This is a genomic window from Desulfatitalea tepidiphila (assembly GCF_001293685.1).
Taxonomy (GTDB): domain Bacteria; phylum Desulfobacterota; class Desulfobacteria; order Desulfobacterales; family Desulfosarcinaceae; genus Desulfatitalea; species Desulfatitalea tepidiphila.
Map to the genome: position 1 here is coordinate 2,202,317 of NZ_BCAG01000003.1, position 19,035 is coordinate 2,221,351.

Annotated in this window: 15 protein-coding genes and 1 pseudogene; 9 read left to right on the top strand and 7 right to left on the bottom strand. The window is 59.9% G+C overall.

The window, feature by feature from the left end:
• Positions 1 to 186: 186 nt before the first annotated feature.
• The gene (locus DFT_RS14415) at positions 187 to 1,344 is read left to right on the top strand and encodes a hypothetical protein (RefSeq protein WP_152971997.1); all 1,158 of its coding nucleotides are present in this window, start codon (positions 187 to 189) and stop codon (positions 1,342 to 1,344) included.
• Complete coding sequence (locus DFT_RS14420) at positions 1,341 to 3,611, top strand: PASTA domain-containing protein (RefSeq protein ID WP_054031859.1); 2,271 nt, start codon at positions 1,341 to 1,343, stop codon at positions 3,609 to 3,611. Before DFT_RS14415 ends, DFT_RS14420 begins: the two co-directional genes overlap by 4 nt.
• 52 nt (positions 3,612 to 3,663) lie before the next feature.
• Here the strand turns inward: DFT_RS14420 and DFT_RS25530 are convergent, their stop codons facing one another.
• Positions 3,664 to 4,923: an SEL1-like repeat protein gene (locus DFT_RS25530; RefSeq protein ID WP_054031860.1), complete on the bottom strand. Its 1,260-nt coding sequence runs from the start codon at positions 4,921 to 4,923 to the stop codon at positions 3,664 to 3,666.
• 106 nt (positions 4,924 to 5,029) lie between these two features.
• Here DFT_RS25530 and DFT_RS25535 point away from each other — a divergent pair, with 106 nt between their 5' ends.
• The 4 genes from DFT_RS25535 to DFT_RS14445 are packed head-to-tail and all read left to right on the top strand — an operon-like array spanning position 5,030 to position 8,674.
• Positions 5,030 to 5,776, top strand: a complete 747-nt coding sequence (locus DFT_RS25535) for a hypothetical protein (RefSeq protein ID WP_054031861.1) — start codon at positions 5,030 to 5,032, stop codon at positions 5,774 to 5,776.
• A gap of 31 nt (positions 5,777 to 5,807) precedes the next feature.
• Entirely contained in the window at positions 5,808 to 6,458 is a 651-nt protein-coding gene (locus DFT_RS14435; RefSeq protein ID WP_054031862.1) for a DUF2959 family protein, read from the top strand.
• A gap of 40 nt (positions 6,459 to 6,498) precedes the next feature.
• Positions 6,499 to 7,413, top strand: a complete 915-nt coding sequence (locus DFT_RS14440) for an acyl-CoA desaturase (protein WP_200907061.1) — start codon at positions 6,499 to 6,501, stop codon at positions 7,411 to 7,413.
• A 13-nt stretch (positions 7,414 to 7,426) separates the two neighbouring features.
• Positions 7,427 to 8,674 (top strand): NAD(P)/FAD-dependent oxidoreductase, encoded by a 1,248-nt coding sequence (locus DFT_RS14445; protein WP_054031863.1) that lies wholly within the window; start codon positions 7,427 to 7,429, stop codon positions 8,672 to 8,674.
• A 78-nt stretch (positions 8,675 to 8,752) separates the two neighbouring features.
• On the opposite strand, the gene DFT_RS14450 is transcribed toward DFT_RS14445, so the two are convergent.
• From DFT_RS14450 to DFT_RS14470, 5 genes are read right to left on the bottom strand one after another with little or no spacing between them, the layout of a single operon-like run.
• Positions 8,753 to 9,532, bottom strand: a complete 780-nt coding sequence (locus DFT_RS14450) for a DUF1365 domain-containing protein (protein ID WP_054031864.1) — start codon at positions 9,530 to 9,532, stop codon at positions 8,753 to 8,755.
• Positions 9,533 to 9,535: 3 nt separating this feature from the next.
• Positions 9,536 to 10,825, bottom strand: a complete 1,290-nt coding sequence (locus DFT_RS14455; protein WP_054031865.1) for an SAM-dependent methyltransferase — start codon at positions 10,823 to 10,825, stop codon at positions 9,536 to 9,538.
• On the bottom strand, positions 10,822 to 11,871 hold the full coding sequence (locus DFT_RS14460; RefSeq protein ID WP_054031866.1) for an SAM-dependent methyltransferase: 1,050 nt from the start codon (positions 11,869 to 11,871) through the stop codon (positions 10,822 to 10,824). Before DFT_RS14460 ends, DFT_RS14455 begins: the two co-directional genes overlap by 4 nt.
• The gene (locus DFT_RS14465) at positions 11,855 to 12,673 is read right to left on the bottom strand and encodes a DUF1295 domain-containing protein (RefSeq protein ID WP_054031867.1); all 819 of its coding nucleotides are present in this window, start codon (positions 12,671 to 12,673) and stop codon (positions 11,855 to 11,857) included. Before DFT_RS14465 ends, DFT_RS14460 begins: the two co-directional genes overlap by 17 nt.
• A gap of 40 nt (positions 12,674 to 12,713) precedes the next feature.
• Positions 12,714 to 14,141 (bottom strand): MFS transporter, encoded by a 1,428-nt coding sequence (locus tag DFT_RS14470; protein ID WP_054031868.1) that lies wholly within the window; start codon positions 14,139 to 14,141, stop codon positions 12,714 to 12,716.
• Between the two features lie 420 nt (positions 14,142 to 14,561).
• Here DFT_RS14470 and DFT_RS27320 point away from each other — a divergent pair, with 420 nt between their 5' ends.
• Positions 14,562 to 14,756, top strand: coding sequence for a tautomerase family protein (locus DFT_RS27320; RefSeq protein WP_076750573.1), 195 nt, complete (start codon positions 14,562 to 14,564; stop codon positions 14,754 to 14,756).
• Between the two features lie 268 nt (positions 14,757 to 15,024).
• Here DFT_RS27320 and DFT_RS14475 read toward each other — a convergent pair.
• Positions 15,025 to 16,356, bottom strand: a pseudogene (locus DFT_RS14475) (MDR family MFS transporter); the annotation flags it as partial.
• A gap of 181 nt (positions 16,357 to 16,537) precedes the next feature.
• On the opposite strand from DFT_RS14475, the gene trpS reads away from it, so the two are divergent.
• On the top strand, positions 16,538 to 17,503 hold the full coding sequence (gene trpS / locus DFT_RS14480) for a tryptophan--tRNA ligase (protein WP_054031870.1): 966 nt from the start codon (positions 16,538 to 16,540) through the stop codon (positions 17,501 to 17,503).
• Positions 17,504 to 17,927: 424 nt separating this feature from the next.
• Positions 17,928 to 19,025, top strand: a complete 1,098-nt coding sequence (locus tag DFT_RS14485; protein ID WP_054031871.1) for an efflux RND transporter periplasmic adaptor subunit — start codon at positions 17,928 to 17,930, stop codon at positions 19,023 to 19,025.
• Positions 19,026 to 19,035 lie beyond the last annotated feature (10 nt).

Sequence of the window (19,035 nt, forward strand, 5' to 3'; positions counted from 1 at the left end):
CCCGACGGTCCATTCAGGCCCGCTTTGCGCCGCTCCCCATCTCTCCGCCCAGGCACCTATCCCCTTTTGCTGTTGATTTTTGAAGCTCACTCATGAAAAGAGTATTGACATAAGCTCTGTTTTTCTTTCTCGACCCGACGGTTCAAATGGAAACCATGCCAAGCTGCAAGCGATCGGAAACGAAAAATGCAAACACACCTCACCCGTCTCCCCTCGAGAACCAACATGCCGCGTGTCAACCGGAAGCACCATGGGCTTGGGTGTTCTATCTGCGTAACGGTGGTCCTCCTTATACCGTTTTTGTGCGGATCGATCGCTCTCGCCGGAATGCCGGATAAACCCACACTGCTTTCCGCAGCCGAACAGCGGGGCTTCAAACCATCCGTGGATGACCTCAAAAAGCTCACTCCAGTCATGTTGGCGGCCGACCGTTTCAAAGGCACAGCTCGCGTCGATTTCGAAAAAGCGCTCCTGATGTTTACCCGCGACCTGGGGCGGCAAAAGATGTGGGCATTGAATGAGGAATGGGGGCCCCCTGCACTTTCACAGTGGACCTGGATGCATTTTCTCGGGGCCGCCGTGCAGGTGACGAGCGGCCGACAGGGTGATTTCGGGCTGGTTGGATATTACAATCCTTACTGCGATGCCTTTCTCATCACTGCATGGGACCAGCGATCAGATATTCCCCAGATTGTCGATGCGGAAATGCTCATGGGCGATTGGGTGCGCAACGACAACGATACATTAGACCCGACCCCGCTCTGGCTCAGAGAAGAGATCCATCGTCCCCTGGCCCTGGGGTTGTCTGTGGCCGAATCCCTCATTTCCTTCGAACGCATGCTCGATGGGGCCACACCAAACGACTGGCGGATGAATCTCCCGATTCTGCAAAGCGAGGAGGCACTCCAATATCTCAACTATCCGGGCCTGGCCCTGATGCTCAACCAGCATCTCAGCGGCATCAATGCATTGCTCGATGCCGAGGATCCGGCCCTGGCTGCCTGCCGTCAGCTGGCCGGCCGGGTGCTCGCAGAGGCGGCCGCGGGGAGAATCGCCACGAGCCTCTCCACGGCCACCGACACCCTGCCCGACACGAAGACCGCCCTCTTAGGCACACCGCCCGAATGGTTCAAAGACCTCAAGATGACAGCCGCACGCACCGGACCTGACGGAGCCCTGATCTTCTTCTCTCCGGCCCGACGCACCACATCCAGCCTCGGTCTCTATTTCAGCGGCACACCTAAGCACTACACCCTGCGGCGCGTGGATCTGGTGGACTACCAGGCCTTCTACAACCGGCTCAAGTATTACCAATACGAGACCGCTAAAGGAGGTCGGCCATGAAGCGAAATCTTAAGAGGTGGTCCAAGCGCCTGGTTCTATCCGCTATCGGGCTGCTGGCCTCCGTAATGGCCGCCTCGGCCACCACGAATGATTTTAAATATCTGAGAGTTCCAGAACACTATGACGACGGAAAGGATAACATCGAGCATTTTGTTGACTTGATGGAGGGGTGCGGGCCGACTTTCAACGCAGCCGAGCCGATGGGCGAAAAAATGATTGCTCATTTAGGCAAACTGTCGATCAACCAGCGGGTCAAGCTGCTGCAAAACCTGGGATTGAACCAGAAACAGGCCCACGCCATTGCCTCCAACTTAGGTAAAAACATCAAAGACCTCACCAAAAAGCTGGGCAGGCTGGACCAGACGGCCACATTGTCCGAAGCCGCCGGCGCCCTCTCGGGCGGGGATATCGTGGGTGCCGGTCAGGCGGGCACCAATAGTCTATTTTCAGGCGCAGCGGCGGCAGGCGGCGCCTGGCTGGGGGCCAAAACCGGGGCGGCCGTCGGCGCCCTGGCCGGTCCGGCAGGAGCTGCCGTGGGCTGCAGCGTGGGAGCCGTTGGCGGCGCCGTGTTGAGCTCCTATCTCTATGACTGGCAGGGCAGGCCGATCGTCGACGATGTGGCTCAAATTGTTTCTGACGACATCAGCACCAAAGAGGAACAAACCGAAAAATTCAGGCGGCGTGTCCGCGTGGATATCGCGACGGTCTATCCCAACGGTGTGATCGTATCACCGGAGAACCCCCTGCCCCCACCCAGCGAAATTCACCGCCAGGCCCAGGAGATTCGCCGGCAGCGCCAAAATGACAGGGTAAACCGCCTCGCCGGCATCGACGAATGCCCGCACGACCCGCAAAAGACCAAGCCGGGCATCTGCGGTTGCGGCCTGGCGGACATCGACACCGACGGCGATCTGGTCCCGGACTGCATCGACGAGTGTCCCCATAACCCCAAGCGATATGAAACGGGCCCCAACGGCTGCGGCAACAAAGCGACGGTGCCCGCTGTCATCGGCAAAAAGTTAGATCAGGCGGTATCCGAAATCGCCGCGGCCGAATTGGCCCCTGCGGTCAGCGGCGGCGACCCGGCACCCGAAAAGAACCGGGCCTTCACCATCCAGTCCCAGAGCCCACCGGCCGGCGACCAGGTCGACGTCGGATCGCCGGTGCGCATCCGGGTGCACAGCGACTATAAACCGACCGTTCCCAATGTCATCGGCATGAAGGCTCAGGATGCAGCGGCGGCCATAACGGCGGCGGGCTTCGAACCGATTGTGATCCAAGACGCAACCGCGCCACGGGCCGACCTGAACGGCCGAGTCCAGGCTCAATCGCCGCCCCAAGGCCAAAAAGTCACCCTCACCGTATACAAGGACTTCAAGAATACAACAGCGACCGTCGACGATTGCACGGCGCTGCTCGATCGCTTTCTGGCGGCCATGTCGGCAGAGGATGAAACCCGGGCCAGGGAGGTTCTTTCCCATAGTCAAAACTGCAGTTTTTACGCCGAGGGATCGGCACAGGTGAAAAAGATGGTGTGCCTGAAAAACGCTGCGGCATTCCTGGAGGCAATGAAACAAGGCAACCACACGCTCGCGCGTGCACTCCTGGCAGCCAGCGGCGACTGCGACTTTCACGACCGATATGCCATGAAACTTGACTGCGACGAAAACCTCAACCAAATGTCGGCCGCATTGCAGGTCAACGACATCTCCCGCTACCGCGCGCTTCTGGATCTCAGCCGCAACTGCGGCTATTATGCCTCCCTGTCCGCGGCGCTGCAGGATGCAGAGCGCCAGGCCGCCGAGCAGCGCCAGCGCAACGAACAGCTGGCCCATACCCTCGGCCAGGTGCTTGGGGGCGTGCTGCGCGAAATGGCGTCGGGGTCAGGGGCTGGATCGGGGACGGGAAGCGGCACGGCTTCCGGCAGTTCGCGAAGAGGCCAGCCATCTGGACCGCCGGTGATCAAGCACGGCACCTGCAACGATGTGCGCAAGGCTGGAGCCAATCAGCCCGAACGCCACATCATGGATTTGGGTAGCGGGAGCGGTATGTTCGTATTCGAATACGAAACCTATACCGAAGAAGACCAGATCATCGTCTCGCAGGGCGGCAGCACCCTGTTCAACAGCGGCTGCGTGGGAACCAACGGACGAAAATCGGTCAGACTCAAAAAAGGCTTCCGTTCCGAGGTGACCGTGGATGTTCGCCCCAACTGCGCCGATGGGACCAATACGCAGTGGGAATTCATCGTGCATTGTCCCAATTGAGCGTCGGCCATCTCCTGAAACTCTTCTGGGATGGCAACGGTGGGATGCTTTTTTATCTCCATCCCAGCCGGCTCAGAGCTTCGCGTGCCTTCTCATATCCTTGTCCTGCGGCGAGGCGATACCAGCGAACGGCCTCATCCTGGTTTTGGTTCACGCCGAGCCCTGCTTCATACTTGGTTCCCAGCACGAACTGGGCCTGGGGATCGCCCTGGTCAGCGGCTTTTCGGTACCATTCAGCGGCAATTTTTGGATCGCTGGGCACCCCGCGCCCTTTGGCATACATGACCCCCATGTTGAATTGGGCCTCGCCATCGCCCTGCTCGGCAGCGTATCGATACCAACGCAGAGCCTCCTCCTCATCCCGGGCAACTCCCTTGCCCTTTTCATACAGAAAGCCAAGGGTTGCAGCGGATCGAATGTCCCCCTGATCGGCGGCCTTGCGAAACCATATCGCCGCCTCACCGAAATCCTGTGCCACACCATGGCCGTTATAGTATTTTCGGGCCAGGTTGGCTTGGGCGCTGGCATTCCCCGCCTCAGCCGCCTGTCGGTACCAGCGGATCGCTTCCTCATAGTCGACGGCCACACCCTGGCCGTAAAAATACATGAGTCCCAAACTGTTCTGGGCCTGGGGCAGCCCTTGATCGGCCGCTTTGCGGAACCACATCAGCGCCTGCGCATAATCCGGATCCACGCCGCGTCCCTCGCGATAGAGGCTCCCAAGGTTGTGCTGGGCCTTGGCAAAACCGAGATCCGCCGCCCGGCGATACCATTTCAGCGCTTCGGCCGGATCCGCAGACACGCCCTCTCCTCTGCTGTACATAAACCCGATGCTGTACTGCGCTTCGGCGGACCCCAAATCGGCCGCCTCACGGTAGGCCGCCAAGGCTTTACGGTAATCCCGTGAAACGCCGTTGCGGCCATAATAATAATTCTCACCGCGGTTGTACGCCTCGTCAGCCGCTTGAGGCTTTTCAACGAGCCTTCGGGGTTGGTCGCTATAGATGCTGACAAGTTGGCCGACCTGGGGCCGCGCCACGGCGCCGACCGGCTCCGCCTCGATCGTTTCGGCGCCGACAAAGGATACCTGCCATCTGCCTTCGAGCGGCACCACACCCGTGCCTGGCACGGCGAAGCCGATGGTCACAGGATCACCGACCTGGGGAATCAGCGCCTCTTCCAGTTGAACCTGCACCGCAAAGCCATTCACTGACGTTACCTTGCCTTTAAGCTCCGCCGCCGAGGCCTCTTGGTAAGAGGTCAACAACAGTACGAAAAAAAGAATCGGTATCCAGATGCGATCCGGCTTCATGGCAGCTCCTTTTTGTGGTCCGAATAGCCATTGACTTTGCCAGAATAATCCGGTTTGCTGGATTTCACAACAGTTTGAAAGCGAACGAAAAGCGGACCAGGCGGCGATGACGACAGTAACTGACGAGAGCATTATTTCGGCGGTCGATCGATATTTCGAAAATCCGGACATCGCCCGCAACCTGACCGCCCTGTGCCGACGCCTTCCCGTCGAGGCCCGGGTGGTGGTGGCCGGCGGCGCCATCCGGAACATCATCATCGATCTTGTCCATGGCAGCGCACCCCCCACGCCGGACATCGATATTTTCATCGGCGGGCTGCCGCGCGACTTTTCCCTGCCACACGCTCTGGCCGATCAACTCATCGAACATACCGATCTAAAAGGGTTTCGCTGGCATCCTGAGGGATCGCAACTGGCCTATGACTTGTGCCTTCTTCCAGATTTCGTGATCATCGAGGCCTGCCATCTCGAACCGACCATGGACAACCTGCTGAGCAGCATCGACTTCACGGTCAACGCCATTGTATTCGACGTGCGCGACCGCTCGTTGGCGGAAAACGGGTGTACGGCGGACATTCGAGCGCGGCGCATCGATTTCAACTGCCACGTGATTCCCAACAGGGAATTGATCGCCTATCGCGTCTTGCTGATGGGTCACAAGACCGGGTTCACCCTGTCCGAAACGGTGTTCGATTTCCTCAAGCATCGCCTCGAGTTGGACGCCGTGACCCATCTGCTGAAAATTATCAGGTCCAAACTGGATAAGGAGACGGCCGACACGGTCACGGCGGAATACGACGCCCTGTGCCGCTGCCGCGACTATGTAACGTATCTCGCCGGACTGGGCCGGTGAATTGAACTTGATCCGCACAAGGAGGCAAACGATGACGAAAAAAAACTTCCCCTGCCTGGCCGCGGCCGTGGCCGTCCTTTTGATTTCCGCATGCCAGAGCGCCTACTACTCGGTGTGGGAATCCCTGGGGAAAGAGAAGCGCCACTTGCTGCGCGATCAGATCGAAGCGGTCCAGGACGATCAAAAGGAGGCCTCCGAAGAGTTCAACGACGCCTTGACCAGCCTGAAAATGGTCTACCATTTCGACGGCGGCGACCTCGAAAAGATCTATAATCGGGTATCGGGCGATTACGAGGTCTGCCGGCAGCGCGCGGGGATGATCGATGAGCGCATCGCCAAGGTCGAGCGCATTTCGGACGACCTGTTCAAGGAGTGGCGCGCTGAAATCGACCAGATCCAGAACCCGAGCTTCAAGTCCAGGAGCGCCCAGAAACTCAAAGAAACCCAGGTCCGCTATGCCCGGCTGGAAAGTTCCATGCACGCCTCGCGCAAACGCATGACCCCGGTATTGACAAAACTCAACGACTACGTGCTGTATCTGAAACACAACCTGAATGCCCAGGCCATCGGCGCGTTGAAAGCGGAAATGAGCAGCATCGAGGCCGACATCGGGACATTGATTCAGGACATCAACCGCTCTGTCCAGGAAGCGGACGCCTTCCTGGCGCAACTGGAAGAGTAGTTCCGACGACATGCAACCAGTAGAAGAACAAACGTCAAACATGCGCACCCTCTTGCTTTCCGTGATCCGCTGGTTCGACTCCGAAGCCGGGGTGGCGGATATCCTGGAGGAGGAACAGAAGCGGATCGACTGGTTCAGGGTGCTTCCCCTGATCGGCCTGCACGCCGGATGCCTTCTGGTGTTCTGGGTGGGATGGTCGCCGACGGCCGTCGCGACCGCCGTGGCGCTCTACCTGGTTCGCATGTTCGCCATCACCGGGTTCTACCACCGGTACTTTTCGCACAAGGCCTTCAAGGTCAACCGTTTCTGGCAGTTCGTGTTCGCGGTCATCGGCAACATGTCTGTCCAGCGCGGCCCGTTGTGGTGGGCGGCCCACCACCGTCACCATCACCGCTTCACCGATCAGCCATCGGATGTACACTCACCGAAGCAGCATGGGTTCTGGTGGAGCCATATCGGCTGGCTCACCTCTAGATCCAACTTTCCCACCCGCTATAAATATGTCCAGGAGTGGGCCCGTTTCCCCGAACTGCGATGGATCAACCGATTCGACACGGTCATCCCCATCGCGCTGGCCGCGTTTCTTTTTCTGGCCGGCGCTTTTCTGAATAAGGTGGCCCCGGCCCTGGGCACCGACGGACCCCAGATGCTGGTGTGGGGATTTTTCATCTCCACCGTGGTGCTCCTGCACGCCACCTGTACCATCAACTCCCTGGACCACATGTTCGGTACGCGCCGGTTCGACACCAACGACACCAGCCGCAACAACGGCCTGCTGGCTCTGCTCACCCTGGGCGAGGGCTGGCACAACAACCATCACCACTATGCTGTCTCGGCCCGCCAGGGATTTCGATGGTGGGAACTGGACATCACCTACTACCTCCTGGTGATCCTGAGCTGGTTGGGCATCACTAGGGACCTTCGCCCCGTGCCGCCGAGCGTGCTCAAGGGATGAAAAGGACAGGCGAATGAAGATTGCAGTGATCGGTACGGGCATCTCGGGGCTCGTTGCGGCGTATCTGCTCAGCGAGGCCCACGATATCTCCGTATTCGAAGCCAACGACTACATCGGCGGGCATACCCATACCGTAGAGGTGCCATCCGCCGGCGGAACGGTAGCCGTGGATACGGGTTTCATCGTCTTCAATGCCAAGACCTACCCCAACTTCATCCGGCTCATGGAAAGGCTCGGTGTGCCCTGGCAGCCATCCAACATGAGTTTCAGCGTGCAATGTGAACGAACCGGGTTGATCTTCTCGCCGAGCACCTTCGCATCTCTCTTTGCCCAGCGCAAAAACCTGGTGCACCCCGCTTTCTACAGGATGCTGGCCGACGCCCTGCGATTTCGAAGCCGGGCCGCGGCGATTATGGAACAGGGCGACGACCGGACCACCCTGGCCGCCTACCTGAAGCGAGAGAAGTACAGCCGCGGCTTCATCGAGCACTTCATCGTGCCCATGGGCGCGGCCATATGGTCGGCCGACCCCCGACGATTCATGGATTTTCCGGCCCGCTATTTCATCACCTTTTTTCATCACCACGGCTTTCTCAACCTCCGCGACCAGCCCGAGTGGCGGACCATCAAAGGCGGTTCGAGCCGGTACATCGCACCCCTCACCCGCCCGTTCCGGGACAACATCTATCTGAACACCCCGGTTCGCAGCGTCCAGCGCCATTCAGACCACATCGAACTGACCACCGCGGATGACACCCGCCATCGCTTCGACCAGGTGGTCATCGCCGCCCACAGCGACCAGGCCCTTGGCATGCTGGTAGATGCATCTCCAGAGGAGACGGAGATTCTGGGCGCCATCGCCTACCAGGAAAACTTCACGGTGTTGCACCGCGACGTCTCCCTGATGCCCTCGCTGAGGGCCGCCTGGGCCAGCTGGAACTACCGCATTCCGCGCCAGGCGATGAACCGGGTGGCGTTGACCTACAACATGAACCTGCTGCAAAACCTTCCGCCCCACGATCCTTTCTGCGTCACCCTGAACATGGCCGGCGCCATCGATCCGGCCAAGAAGATAAAGGAGATCGTCTATCACCACCCCATCTACGACCCCGTCGGTCTGGCCGCCCGCAAGCGTCGCGAAGAGATCAGCGGCGTCAACCGCACCTGGTACTGCGGCGCCTACTGGGGCTATGGGTTCCACGAAGACGGTGTGAACAGTGCGTTGGCGGTCGCCCGACATTTTGGCTTGGATCTCGATTGAGACCTGGCCGACAATGCAAAGCCAGGATACATTTTCATCTGACAAAGCCCGCATAATATCTGGAAACGATGGAATCTCTCAGGTTTCATACTTCGGATGCGTATGGACCGGCGCCTCCTTGACGACTAACCTGAGCGCCTGCCAGTAGATGAGGAAGATCACCTTTGCCGTCATTGCCGGAAAAAGCAGCAGCGCCCGGGTGAGGTTGTCACGGGTCAAGGGCCGGCGTGCCAGGGAGAGGCTGGCATCGAAGATGCGCTTGTCGTTCCGGTAGTTGATCATGTGGACGCCGAGGCGTTCGCCGGGCAACCGGAAACGCCAGTCGTATTGAATGTCCATCTCCATGAAGGGGGACACGTGGAATTCCTTGGCAAAGCGATGGCGCCGCCATTCGACGGATGCATGACGGCTTTGATCCGCCGGAAGGATGTAGAGATGCTCTTCGCCCCAGGGCGTGTTGTGGATCTCGGTCACGATGGTCTCCACGGAGTGGTCGTGGACATCGTAACAGTAATAAAAGCTCACCGGATTGAAGCAGTGCCCGAAATAGCGCAGGTGGGTGAGCATGCGCACCGGCCCGGCCGGTCGGTGGCCGGTTGCGGCCTGGACCCGATCCCTGATCGCCTGGTCCAGGGGCACGCGGGGGTCGCCTGTGTGGTCGCGGCGCCGGAAGTAGGCCAGGTTCACCCCACGGCCCGACCAGAGGGGATGAATGCCCGAAAGGGCGTCGATGCGGGCCAGGTCGAGAAACACCAGAAAGAGCCGGTACTCGAAATGGTTCTCCACCGGGTGAAAGCGGCGGTGCCGGATGGTGCCTTCGTAGAGGGCGTGCAAGGGGGCTCGCGTGGGGTCCACCATGGTTCAGCTCCTTTCTCCGGCCGTCCGGCCGACCCACGGCATGCGGGCCAGCGGCTTGGTAAAGATCATTTGCACGCTGCCCAGGTATCGTTCTTCGAATCCGGCCTCGCAATAGTGCAGGTAGTAGATCCACATACGCTGAAATGCGTCGGAAAAGCCGAGGCCCTGCACCTGGTCGAGATTAAGGTGGAAATTGCCGCGCCAGCGGCGCAGGGTTTCGGCATAGTGGGGCGTCATGTCCTCCAGATCGAATAGGCGCAGGTCGGTACGCCTGGCCGCGGCGTTGCCGATGGCGGACACCGAAGGGATGCAGCTGCCCGGAAAGATATAGCGTTTGATGAAATCCACGCTCCGCTTGTGCGTCTCGAAGGCCCAGTCGGCGATGGTGATGGCCTGCAGCGCCATGCTGCCCTCGGGCCGCAGCAGTCGCGCGCACTGGGCCATGAACGTCTCCAGGTAGTGATGACCGACGGCCTCTATCATCTCGATGGAGACCAGCTTGTCGTATTGGCCCCGCAGAGCGCGGTAGTCCGATTTCAGCAGGGTGATCCGGTCGGCGACCCCGGCCGCTGCGATCCGTTCCCGGGCAAGCGCGTATTGCGCGTCGGAAATGGTGGTGGTGGTCACCCGGCAGCCGTAATGCTGCACGGCGTGCAAGGCGAAGCCGCCCCAGCCCGTACCGATTTCGAGCACATGGTCTTTTTCCGAGAGCTGCAGTTTCCGGCAGATCCGGTCGTACTTGGCGACGGATGCCTGGGCGAGGGTGGCGTCCGGGGTGTCGAAATAGCCGGCCGAATAGGTCAGGGTCTCATCGAGAAAAAGCCGGTAGAACTCGTTGCCCAGGTCGTAGTGGGCCACGATGTTCTTGCGGCTGCCGGAAACGGTGTTGCGCCGCATGAAGTGGAACAGTTGGTAAAATGGGCTGGCCAGCCGCGCCGGGCCGCTTTCCAGCTCCCGGAAAACCACCTGGTTGCGCAGCACGATGCGCACCAGGGCGGTCAGGTCGTCGCTCTCCCATTCGTGCCGCATATAGGCCTCGGCCGCGCCGATGCTGCCGCCGAAGACGATTCCCGTGTAGGCCCGCCGGTCGCGAATGCGCACTTCCGCTTCGAGTGGAAAGTCGTTCGCGGCGTGCCCGAAACAGCGGCGGACGTCGCCGTCGTAGACGCAGACCCGGCCGTTTTCCAATTTGGACAAGAGCCTGAACAAGATCTTTCGGGCCAGGCCCGCGGCCGGAACCGCTGCGGCCTGCACCGGCCAGCGCGTTTGGTAAGGCGTCAAGGTTTCGTTCATACGCACCCCCTGTGCGGTCGATGGGTCAGCAGATAGTGGGATACCAGCCATTCCCGTCCCCGGCGATATCCCCAGAGCTCGGCGCAGGCCATAAAAAAGATCCGCCAGCGCTGATACCACATGTCGGCATGTTCGCGACCATAGGTCGCCTCCAGGATGGGCATGACAAGGCTCTTGCCGGCATCCAGGTTGGCCAGCCAGGCTTCGGCCGTCTTCTGGTAGTGGCGTCCGTCCAGGCGCCAGTGGCGCTCCACCACGAGATCCTGCTGGAAATAGAGCAGCAGGTCGTCCGAGGGCATCATCCCGCCGGTGAAGAAGTGACGGCCCATCCAGTCGTCGTCGCTGGTGGTTTCATAGAGATACGCCGCATCGCGGTGGGTGAAGATGTGGATGAAGAGACGGCCGTCGGGTTTCAGCCAGCCGGCCATCCGGTCCAGCAACTTTTCCCAGTTGCGCATGTGCTCGAACATCTCCACCGAAACGATGCGATCGTAACGCCCCTGGGCTGTGAAATGATTCATGTCCGCGGTCACCACTTCCAAGTTGTCCAGGTTGCGCCGACGGGCCTGGGCAGTGATGAATTCGCGCTGGGAAGAAGCGTTGGAGACGGCCGTGATCCGGGCACGGTGAAAGCGCTCGGCAGCCCACAGGGAAAACGATCCCCATCCGCAGCCCAGCTCCAGGATTCGCTGGCCGTCCAACAGCTCGGCGCGCGCGGCGACCAGCTCGAGGGCCCGCGCCTCGGCCGCGTCCAGGCTGTCGACCCCATCAGGCCAATAACAGGCACTGTATTTAAGGTGTTTGCCCAGTACGTGCCTGAAAAAGTCCGGCGGCAATTCGTAGTGCTGCGTGTTGGCCACATCGGTCGCCAGCGCGATGGGGCTTTGCCGCATCGCTTGTATAAAACTTTGCTTACGGGACATCTGCCGTTCCGGACCGCCCTTGCCTTCTACGGCCAGGCGCTGGAAATCCAGAATTTTGATTCCCAGTCGGATCAGCGGATCGGGCAGCCGGCCCTGGTCCGCCAGGTCAATCAAGGTCTTCATGGGGATCCTCCGTTGGTCGTCGCTCCCGGGGCATCCAGGGAATGAAGGCGGACGTCCGTTCGATGTAGCGTCGATAGGCCGGCCGCTTTTCGATCAGTAGTTTTTCCGTCAGCGGCACGCCCGTCATTTTGAGAAGGACGAGGGTCAGGACCAGGGGGCTGATGATGCTCCAGCCATTCTCAACCTGGGATAACCCGACGACAAACACGCCCCACCATAGCAGGCATTCGCCAAAGTAATTGGGGTGGCGGCTGTAGCGCCAAAGGCCGCGGTCCATGACCCGACCCCGGTTGGCGGGATCGGATTTGAAGCGGGCCAACTGCCAGTCGCCCACGCTCTCGAAAACGAAACCCACAAGCCAGAGCCCTGCGCCGATGGCATCCAGGATGCCCAATCGAGACGGTTCGCTTGCGGCCATGCCGGCCTGAAGCGCCAGGGCGATGACCCAGAGAAACAGCGCCTGCAACAGGAACACCTTGAACAGGCTGGTCCACCAGAAAGCGGCGCCGCTCGATCGGCGCCATGCGGCATAGCGCGGATCTTCGCCTTTGCCGCGACTGCGCCAGGTCATGTATGCGGCCAGACGAACCCCCCAAACCGTTGTCAACCCGAGCAGCAGAGCCTGGCGCAGCGCATATCCGTCGGTCCGGGACCATGTGAGCCAGGCAATCATAACGAAACCAAGTCCCCAGAGTGCGTCCACGTGGGTCACATCCCGGCGGACGAGACTCACCACCCATCCCAGGCCCATCAAAAGCATCGCGGCCAACAAATTTTCCATATAGAACGATGCCAATATCATGTCGATCACCTCCTGAAGCTATCTGGCCGACGCCGAAGCGTCAGATCACGCACGCCATGCGGTCTCGGCACACCAGTACCCCGGGCCGGAGCGGATCCGCCGCCGCGCCGCCCGCCCGGACACGGTCGATGGCCGCGATCACTTCCCCATGGCGCTCGCCGCTGAGCGGATAACGCAGTGCGATGGCGATGGCCGCAACGTTGCAAAGCGAGGGAATAAGGGCGTAGAAAACCCGGATGGTCCACTCGACGGATGTGCCCTGGATCGCATTGGGCACGTATCCGGCCATACCCATGGCCGCCAGTCCGACCCCCACCCCCACGGCTGCGGTCATCTTTTTGGCCACGGACCAGAGGCCCATGTATTGGCCTTCACGACGCTGTCCGGTAATCAGCTCATCGTAATCGATCACGTCGGCCTGCAACGCCGACGGCAGGGCCAGCACGGCCCCAAACCCCACGCCGGAAACAACCACCAGCACCCCATAGGCGACCACGTCGCCCGGCCCGAGAAAAAAGATCATCAGAGAGACGATGGCATTCACACCCAGGGAGATCAACCAGGCGTGCTTCTTGCCGAGTCTACCGGCCACCCGCCGCCATAACGGCAGAAAAGCGATGCCAGTGACAAAAAAGAGAAGAAGAAACAGTTCCGCACCGGATGTCCGGAGCACGTACTGCACGTAATACAGGATCAGGGCCGCCGGCAGGTTGCTTCCCAATGCGCTGACGGTAAAGGCCGCCAGCAGGATCAGGAACGGCCGGTTGCGCCGCATGCCGCGCAGGCTCTCGGACAACCGAATCCGTGCGGCCTCAGTTAACTGCCTCCGCTCGCGCAGGCGATACACGCACCAGGCACAAGCACCTACCAAAGCCGGGGCATAGAGCAGGCCCATGATCAGAAAGGCCGTGCGCTCCTCTCCAGGACTACCATCCAACCCCCATGCCCATCTGACAATGGCCGGCGAGGCGGCGGCCACCAGCGTACCGCCGATGAGAAATCCGTCCCGCAGCATGAACAGCGTGGTCCGGTCATCGTAGTGTCGGCTCAGCTCCGGGCCTAATGACTCATAGGGGACGGCCGTTACGGTCCAGAACAAGAAAACCGCATAGATCCAGAAGGCAAACCAGACGGTGCTGGTCCGAGCCTCGGCGGCCATAGGGGGCCGGAACAAAAAGAAAACGCCAACGGCGAGCAGTACGGCACCGAAGAGGATGAAGGGCCGGCGCCGGCCCATGGCTGTGTGGATGCGATCCGACCACAAACCCATCATCGGATCCGTGATCGCGTCGAAAATGCGCACCCCGAAGAGCAGGAATCCCACCACGGCGATGTCCACCCCTACCACATCGGTATAGAACTTGGGAATGAACACATAGACCGGAATGCCCACCATGGCCAACGCAAAAGCGGGCATGGCGTATGCCAGTTTGAGGTTCATGGGGAGTACATTCTGGTCTGTCCGCATCGGGTATCTCCTGCCGCGTTCGATTCTGTTTGATCGTGTATCTTCAATTTGCATAGGAAGTTATGGAGCCCCCGCCACAAAGACAACCAGGTAAGACTCGGTGGTCAATGGCAGGATAAAACTACCCATAAGCGTTTTCTGTCATGCATGGGCGCGCTTCATCAGCCATAAGAATTTGAAAACGAGAAATCGAAGCCTATTTTGAGGAAGCAAGTTTGATGGATTCGTAAAAAGTTGTTGCCGGACGGCGCCGTAAAAGGTTCAAGATCAAGGCGCGCGAAATTCCGTGTCCTGAGGCGTACTTGTCGTACGCCGCAAGGACTACGGAATGAGCGCAACGCAGATATTGGACCTTTTACGGTGACGTCAAGTTTGACAAAATGGCAGCGATTCATCTGACAACCGAAAGGAGCTATACCCATGCCCGTCATCATCGTGAAAGCACGCGAAACCGAAATCGATACCCGAGAGAAAAAGAGCGCCCTCATCGAGGCCCTCTCCGATGCCTATGCCAGGGTCGCCGGCGACACGGAATACAAGGATCAGGCCATGGTCGTGATCGAAACGTTCCCGGACGAAAACTGGGGCCGCGGCGGGGGAAAGCCGCTACCTTGAGGGGTGCCCCCGCAGGGGAATCTCCTTCAGCCAGAAATTGATGAGCCATGCCCCGGCAACGACCACCAGGGCGACCAGAAAAACTTGAAATAAAGCCGCCTGAAGCGCCTGCCGAAGGCTCGTCATGGTTGCGTCGAAAAGGGCCGTGGCATGTGGCCCCAAATCGGAGAAGAGGTCGCGCAGCAGCTGACGGTGCTCGGCACTGACCAGCGCCTGGGGGGTTGCGGGCCAGCGCCGAAAGTCGTGGCGCGTCGATGATGCCCTGTAACGCCTTGGGAAGGTAATCACGGAAACCGGCGGTCAGGCGAAGGTTCATCACCGTCCCCAACACGGCAAGGCCGATGGCGCCGCCGAGGGAGCGGACAAAAGCGGTGGATGAGGTCGCCGCACCGAGAAACCTGTGAGAAACCGCATTCTGCACCGCGATGGTGTAGATCGGCAATGTCGCGCCCAGACCGATGCCGACGACCGAGATGTACATGACCGCACGGGCATACCCGGTGTTCATGTCCAAGCCTGCAAGCATCGCCAGCCCTGCAGCCATCAGTCCGAGTCCCAACATCCCCTGGATTTTGTAATGCCCGCCCATGCGCGAGAGCGACTGCCCAGAAAAAAAGCTGCCGAAGACCATGCCCAGCATCATGGGGGTTAAAAAGCTCCCGCTGATCGTGGCCGTGACCCCCAGCACCCCCTGGAAAAACAGGGGAATGAAAATAATGCTGCCGAACATGCCGAAACCGATGAGAAATGTGACGATCAACGATACCGCCACGATACGGTCCCGGAACATTGCCAGGGGCACGATAGGGGCCTTGCACCTGCTCTCGATCCATAAGAACCATACCACCATAGCCCCGGAAAAGCAGAACATGCCGAGGATGCGGACCGACCGCCAGGAATGGTCGCTCCACCAGGTCAGGGCGAGCATGGCCGGCACGATGGCCAGCGCCAGGGTCGTCATACCGGCCCAATCGATGCGACGGCGTTCACGCTTGGGCCGAACATTCGGAAAGTACAGCGCAAAAAGCGTAATGATGGTGACACAGAGCGGGATATTGATGAAAAAGACCCAGTGCCAGGAAAGCGTGTCGGTAATGTAACCGCCCAGGGTCGGTCCGATGATGGAGGACAGGCCATACACGGCGCTGCCGGTGCCGATGTATTTGCCGCGCTCGGCCGGCGGAAAGAGATCTCCGATCACCGCAAAACCGGTCGCCATCATGATGCCGGCGCCCAACCCCTTGGCGGCGCGGCTGACGATCAACTGCCACATGGTCTGGCTCAGGCCGCAGGCGATCGACGTGACCAGGAACAGGCTTAAACCGATCATGTAAAAGGGTTTGCGTCCATACGAATCGGTCAGGCTTCCGGTAATGGGCATGATCACCGCCGAGGAGATGATGTAGGCGGATGAGATCCAGGTGTAATGGCTGAAGCCCCCCAGATCGGCGATGATGCGCGGCATGGCGGTGCCGATGATGGTCTGATCCAGAGAGCCGAGAAACATGGCCAACAGCACCCCGGCAAAGGTCATCGCTTTCTTGCGGCGCGGCAGGACGTGAAGGCCGGAAGGGGCGGCATGAAAAGCATCGGAAGGCATGTGTTGTCTTTATTGATCCCTTGAATCCATGGTGAGATTCTTATTCAGCCCATTTCGCTATCCACGGCCCTTTTGCGAGCCATCGCAACCTTTTAAAAAGGCGTTGACGGAAAAGTCCCGGAGACGTAAACAAAGCAGGTTTACAGACGGTTACTGTTTATCCACTTTTAAGGGGTTTTTCATGAGAGTTCTGTCCGGCATTCAACCTTCCGGTTCACTGCACCTCGGCAACTACTTCGGCATGATGAAAAAGATGATCGAATACCAGGAGAGAGCCGATCTTTTCTGTTTCATCGCCAACTATCACGCCATGACCAGCCTGCGCAACGGCAAGATGCTCGCCCAGGGGACCCTCGAGGCGGCCGCCAACTTCCTGGCCATGGGCATGGACCCCGAAAAATCGACGTTCTGGGTGCAATCCGACCTGCCGGAAGTACAGGAACTCACCTGGGTGCTTTCCAATTTCACCCCCATGGGCTTGCTCGAGCGCTGCCACAGCTACAAGGACAAGGTCGCCAAGGGCATCGCGGCCAATCACGGCCTGTTCGCCTACCCGGTCCTGATGAGCGCCGACATTCTGATGTTCCAGAGCAACATCGTACCGGTGGGCAAGGACCAGAAACAGCATGTGGAGGTCACCCGGGACATCGCCATCCGGTTCAACAACGAATACGGCGAGGTTTTCACCCTGCCCGAGCCGGAAATCGACGAGGAGGTGGCCACCGTGCCCGGCCTCGACGGCCAGAAGATGAGCAAGAGCTACGGCAACACCATCGATCTGTTTCTCGACGACAAAGCGTTGCGCAAACAGATCATGCGCATCGTGACCGACGCCACGCCGGTGGCCGAACCCAAAGACCCGGACCGCTGCAATGTATTCCAGATCTATCGGCTTTTTCTCGACAAAGAGCAACAGGACGCCCTGCGCCGACGCTACCTGGCCGGCGGCATGGGCTACGCCGAGGTCAAGGAAGAGCTGTATGAGACCGTGCGCGCCTTTTTCGCGCCCTTCACGGAAAGACGTCGGGAGCTGATGGCCGACAGGGAGGGCATCCGCCGCACCCTGGCCCAGGGCGCCGAAAAGGCCCGCTACGTGGCCCGCAAAACCATGGGTAAGGTTAAAAAGAAGGTGGGGGTGATTTACTGAGTGTCCGTCCACAAACGGCCAATTGGCCCGATATCGGCGTTGCGCGAAAAATTCAATCCTCGGAATATCGACCATATGCCTGCGGTTAAATTTTTCGTGCGCCTTGATCTCGACCCAATTCGCCTGTTTGTGGACGGACACGACTGAGTATCGCCCTTTTTTCGATCGGACTTCTTGACACCGGACGACAAGCGTTTATCGTTTTTCTCAAGTGTGACAATTCCCCGTGTGAACATCTGCTGCTTCGGTAGCAGATAAATTCAGGACATACAAAAAAACGAACACCGTGTATCTCCATTTCTTTTTTTAACCGGTGATTTCAGACCGGTGCGAGCGTTCATTCCGGAAGGATCAGAAGCCCACCCTTCCCGCCTATCCCGCCTTATAGACATTGCCAACCCATCAATTTCAAAGGAGATTGGCCATGAATAAGTCCAAAACCACTGTCCGTGCGTTTATGCTGTTCGCTGCGCTTGCCGCGATCGGCGGCGGTCTCGCCATGTGGAAACATGCCGCCACCGAGGAGGCCAATGCCGCCACTGCCAGCCAAGCTGAGCCGATGGAGACGGTGATGGCGGCCGTCGCGAAACCGTTAGAGCACCGGCAGACCGCCACCGCCATCGGGACGGTTCTGGCGTTGCGCTCGATCACCTTGCGCAACGAACTTGCCGGCACCGTGCAAATAGTGATGCTCACACCCGGACAGATCGTCGAGCCAGGTGCTGTCCTGGTTAAACTCGACGTCTCCGTCGAACAGGCCGAGTTGAAAGCCCAGGAAGCCCAGGCCGCACTGGCGCGAACCACCCTCAGGCGCATGAAGCAGGCCCACCGGAATCGGGCCGCGTCCGAAATCGAAGTCGATCGCGCGGCCGCTGAACTGGACATCGCCCTGGCCCAGATCGCCCGCAACCAGGCGATCATCGCCCGCAAGACCATCCGCGCACCGTTTCGCGCGCGGGTGGGCCTGGCCGACGTGCACGTAGGCCAATATCTGAACGAAGGGACCCAATTGACCACGCTGCAAGGCGTGGACGACGCCGTGCATGTGGACTTCAGGGTGGCGCAGCAGGTAGCCGAGGGATTGACGGTCGATCAGTGGGTGGATGTGTTTCCCGCCAGTGACGCGCAGCCGACCAAAGCCAGGATCGTGGCCCTCGATGCGCGCATCGATCCCGAGACCCGCAATGCGATGGTGCGTGCCAGGATGGACGGCGCCGCCCAATCGCCGGCTCCGGGCGCCTCGGTGCGCATCCGGATTCCCATCGGCCCAACTCGAGAGGTCGTGGCCGTTCCGGTGAACGCCCTGCGCAAGGGGCCGGACGGGGACTTCGTGTTCATCATCGAGCCGGACCAGCACGGCCGGTTCCGCGCCCGGTTGCGGACGGTGCGAAGCGGGGCTGTGCAGGGCGACGAGATCGCGATCTACGAAGGGCTTTCCCCAGGGGACCGAATTGCGGCTGCGGGCTCGTTCAAGCTGCGCGAAAACACGCTCGTGGCGCTCGCCAACGGGAATGGTGAATAGAGGAGGTGAT

Coding starts and splice junctions, on each gene's coding strand:
- DFT_RS14485 (WP_054031871.1), top strand. CDS start 17,928: ATGAATAAGTCCAAAACCACTGTCCGTGCGTTTATGCTGTTCGCTGCG.
- DFT_RS14460 (WP_054031866.1), bottom strand. CDS start 11,871: ATGAAGACCTTGATTGACCTGGCGGACCAGGGCCGGCTGCCCGATCCG.
- DFT_RS14415 (WP_152971997.1), top strand. CDS start 187: ATGCAAACACACCTCACCCGTCTCCCCTCGAGAACCAACATGCCGCGT.
- DFT_RS25530 (WP_054031860.1), bottom strand. CDS start 4,923: ATGAAGCCGGATCGCATCTGGATACCGATTCTTTTTTTCGTACTGTTG.
- DFT_RS14445 (WP_054031863.1), top strand. CDS start 7,427: ATGAAGATTGCAGTGATCGGTACGGGCATCTCGGGGCTCGTTGCGGCG.
- DFT_RS25535 (WP_054031861.1), top strand. CDS start 5,030: ATGACGACAGTAACTGACGAGAGCATTATTTCGGCGGTCGATCGATAT.
- DFT_RS14450 (WP_054031864.1), bottom strand. CDS start 9,532: ATGGTGGACCCCACGCGAGCCCCCTTGCACGCCCTCTACGAAGGCACC.
- DFT_RS14455 (WP_054031865.1), bottom strand. CDS start 10,825: ATGAACGAAACCTTGACGCCTTACCAAACGCGCTGGCCGGTGCAGGCC.
- DFT_RS14435 (WP_054031862.1), top strand. CDS start 5,808: ATGACGAAAAAAAACTTCCCCTGCCTGGCCGCGGCCGTGGCCGTCCTT.
- DFT_RS14420 (WP_054031859.1), top strand. CDS start 1,341: ATGAAGCGAAATCTTAAGAGGTGGTCCAAGCGCCTGGTTCTATCCGCT.
- trpS (WP_054031870.1), top strand. CDS start 16,538: ATGAGAGTTCTGTCCGGCATTCAACCTTCCGGTTCACTGCACCTCGGC.
- DFT_RS14465 (WP_054031867.1), bottom strand. CDS start 12,673: ATGATATTGGCATCGTTCTATATGGAAAATTTGTTGGCCGCGATGCTT.
- DFT_RS14470 (WP_054031868.1), bottom strand. CDS start 14,141: ATGCGGACAGACCAGAATGTACTCCCCATGAACCTCAAACTGGCATAC.
- DFT_RS14440 (WP_200907061.1), top strand. CDS start 6,499: ATGCGCACCCTCTTGCTTTCCGTGATCCGCTGGTTCGACTCCGAAGCC.
- DFT_RS27320 (WP_076750573.1), top strand. CDS start 14,562: ATGCCCGTCATCATCGTGAAAGCACGCGAAACCGAAATCGATACCCGA.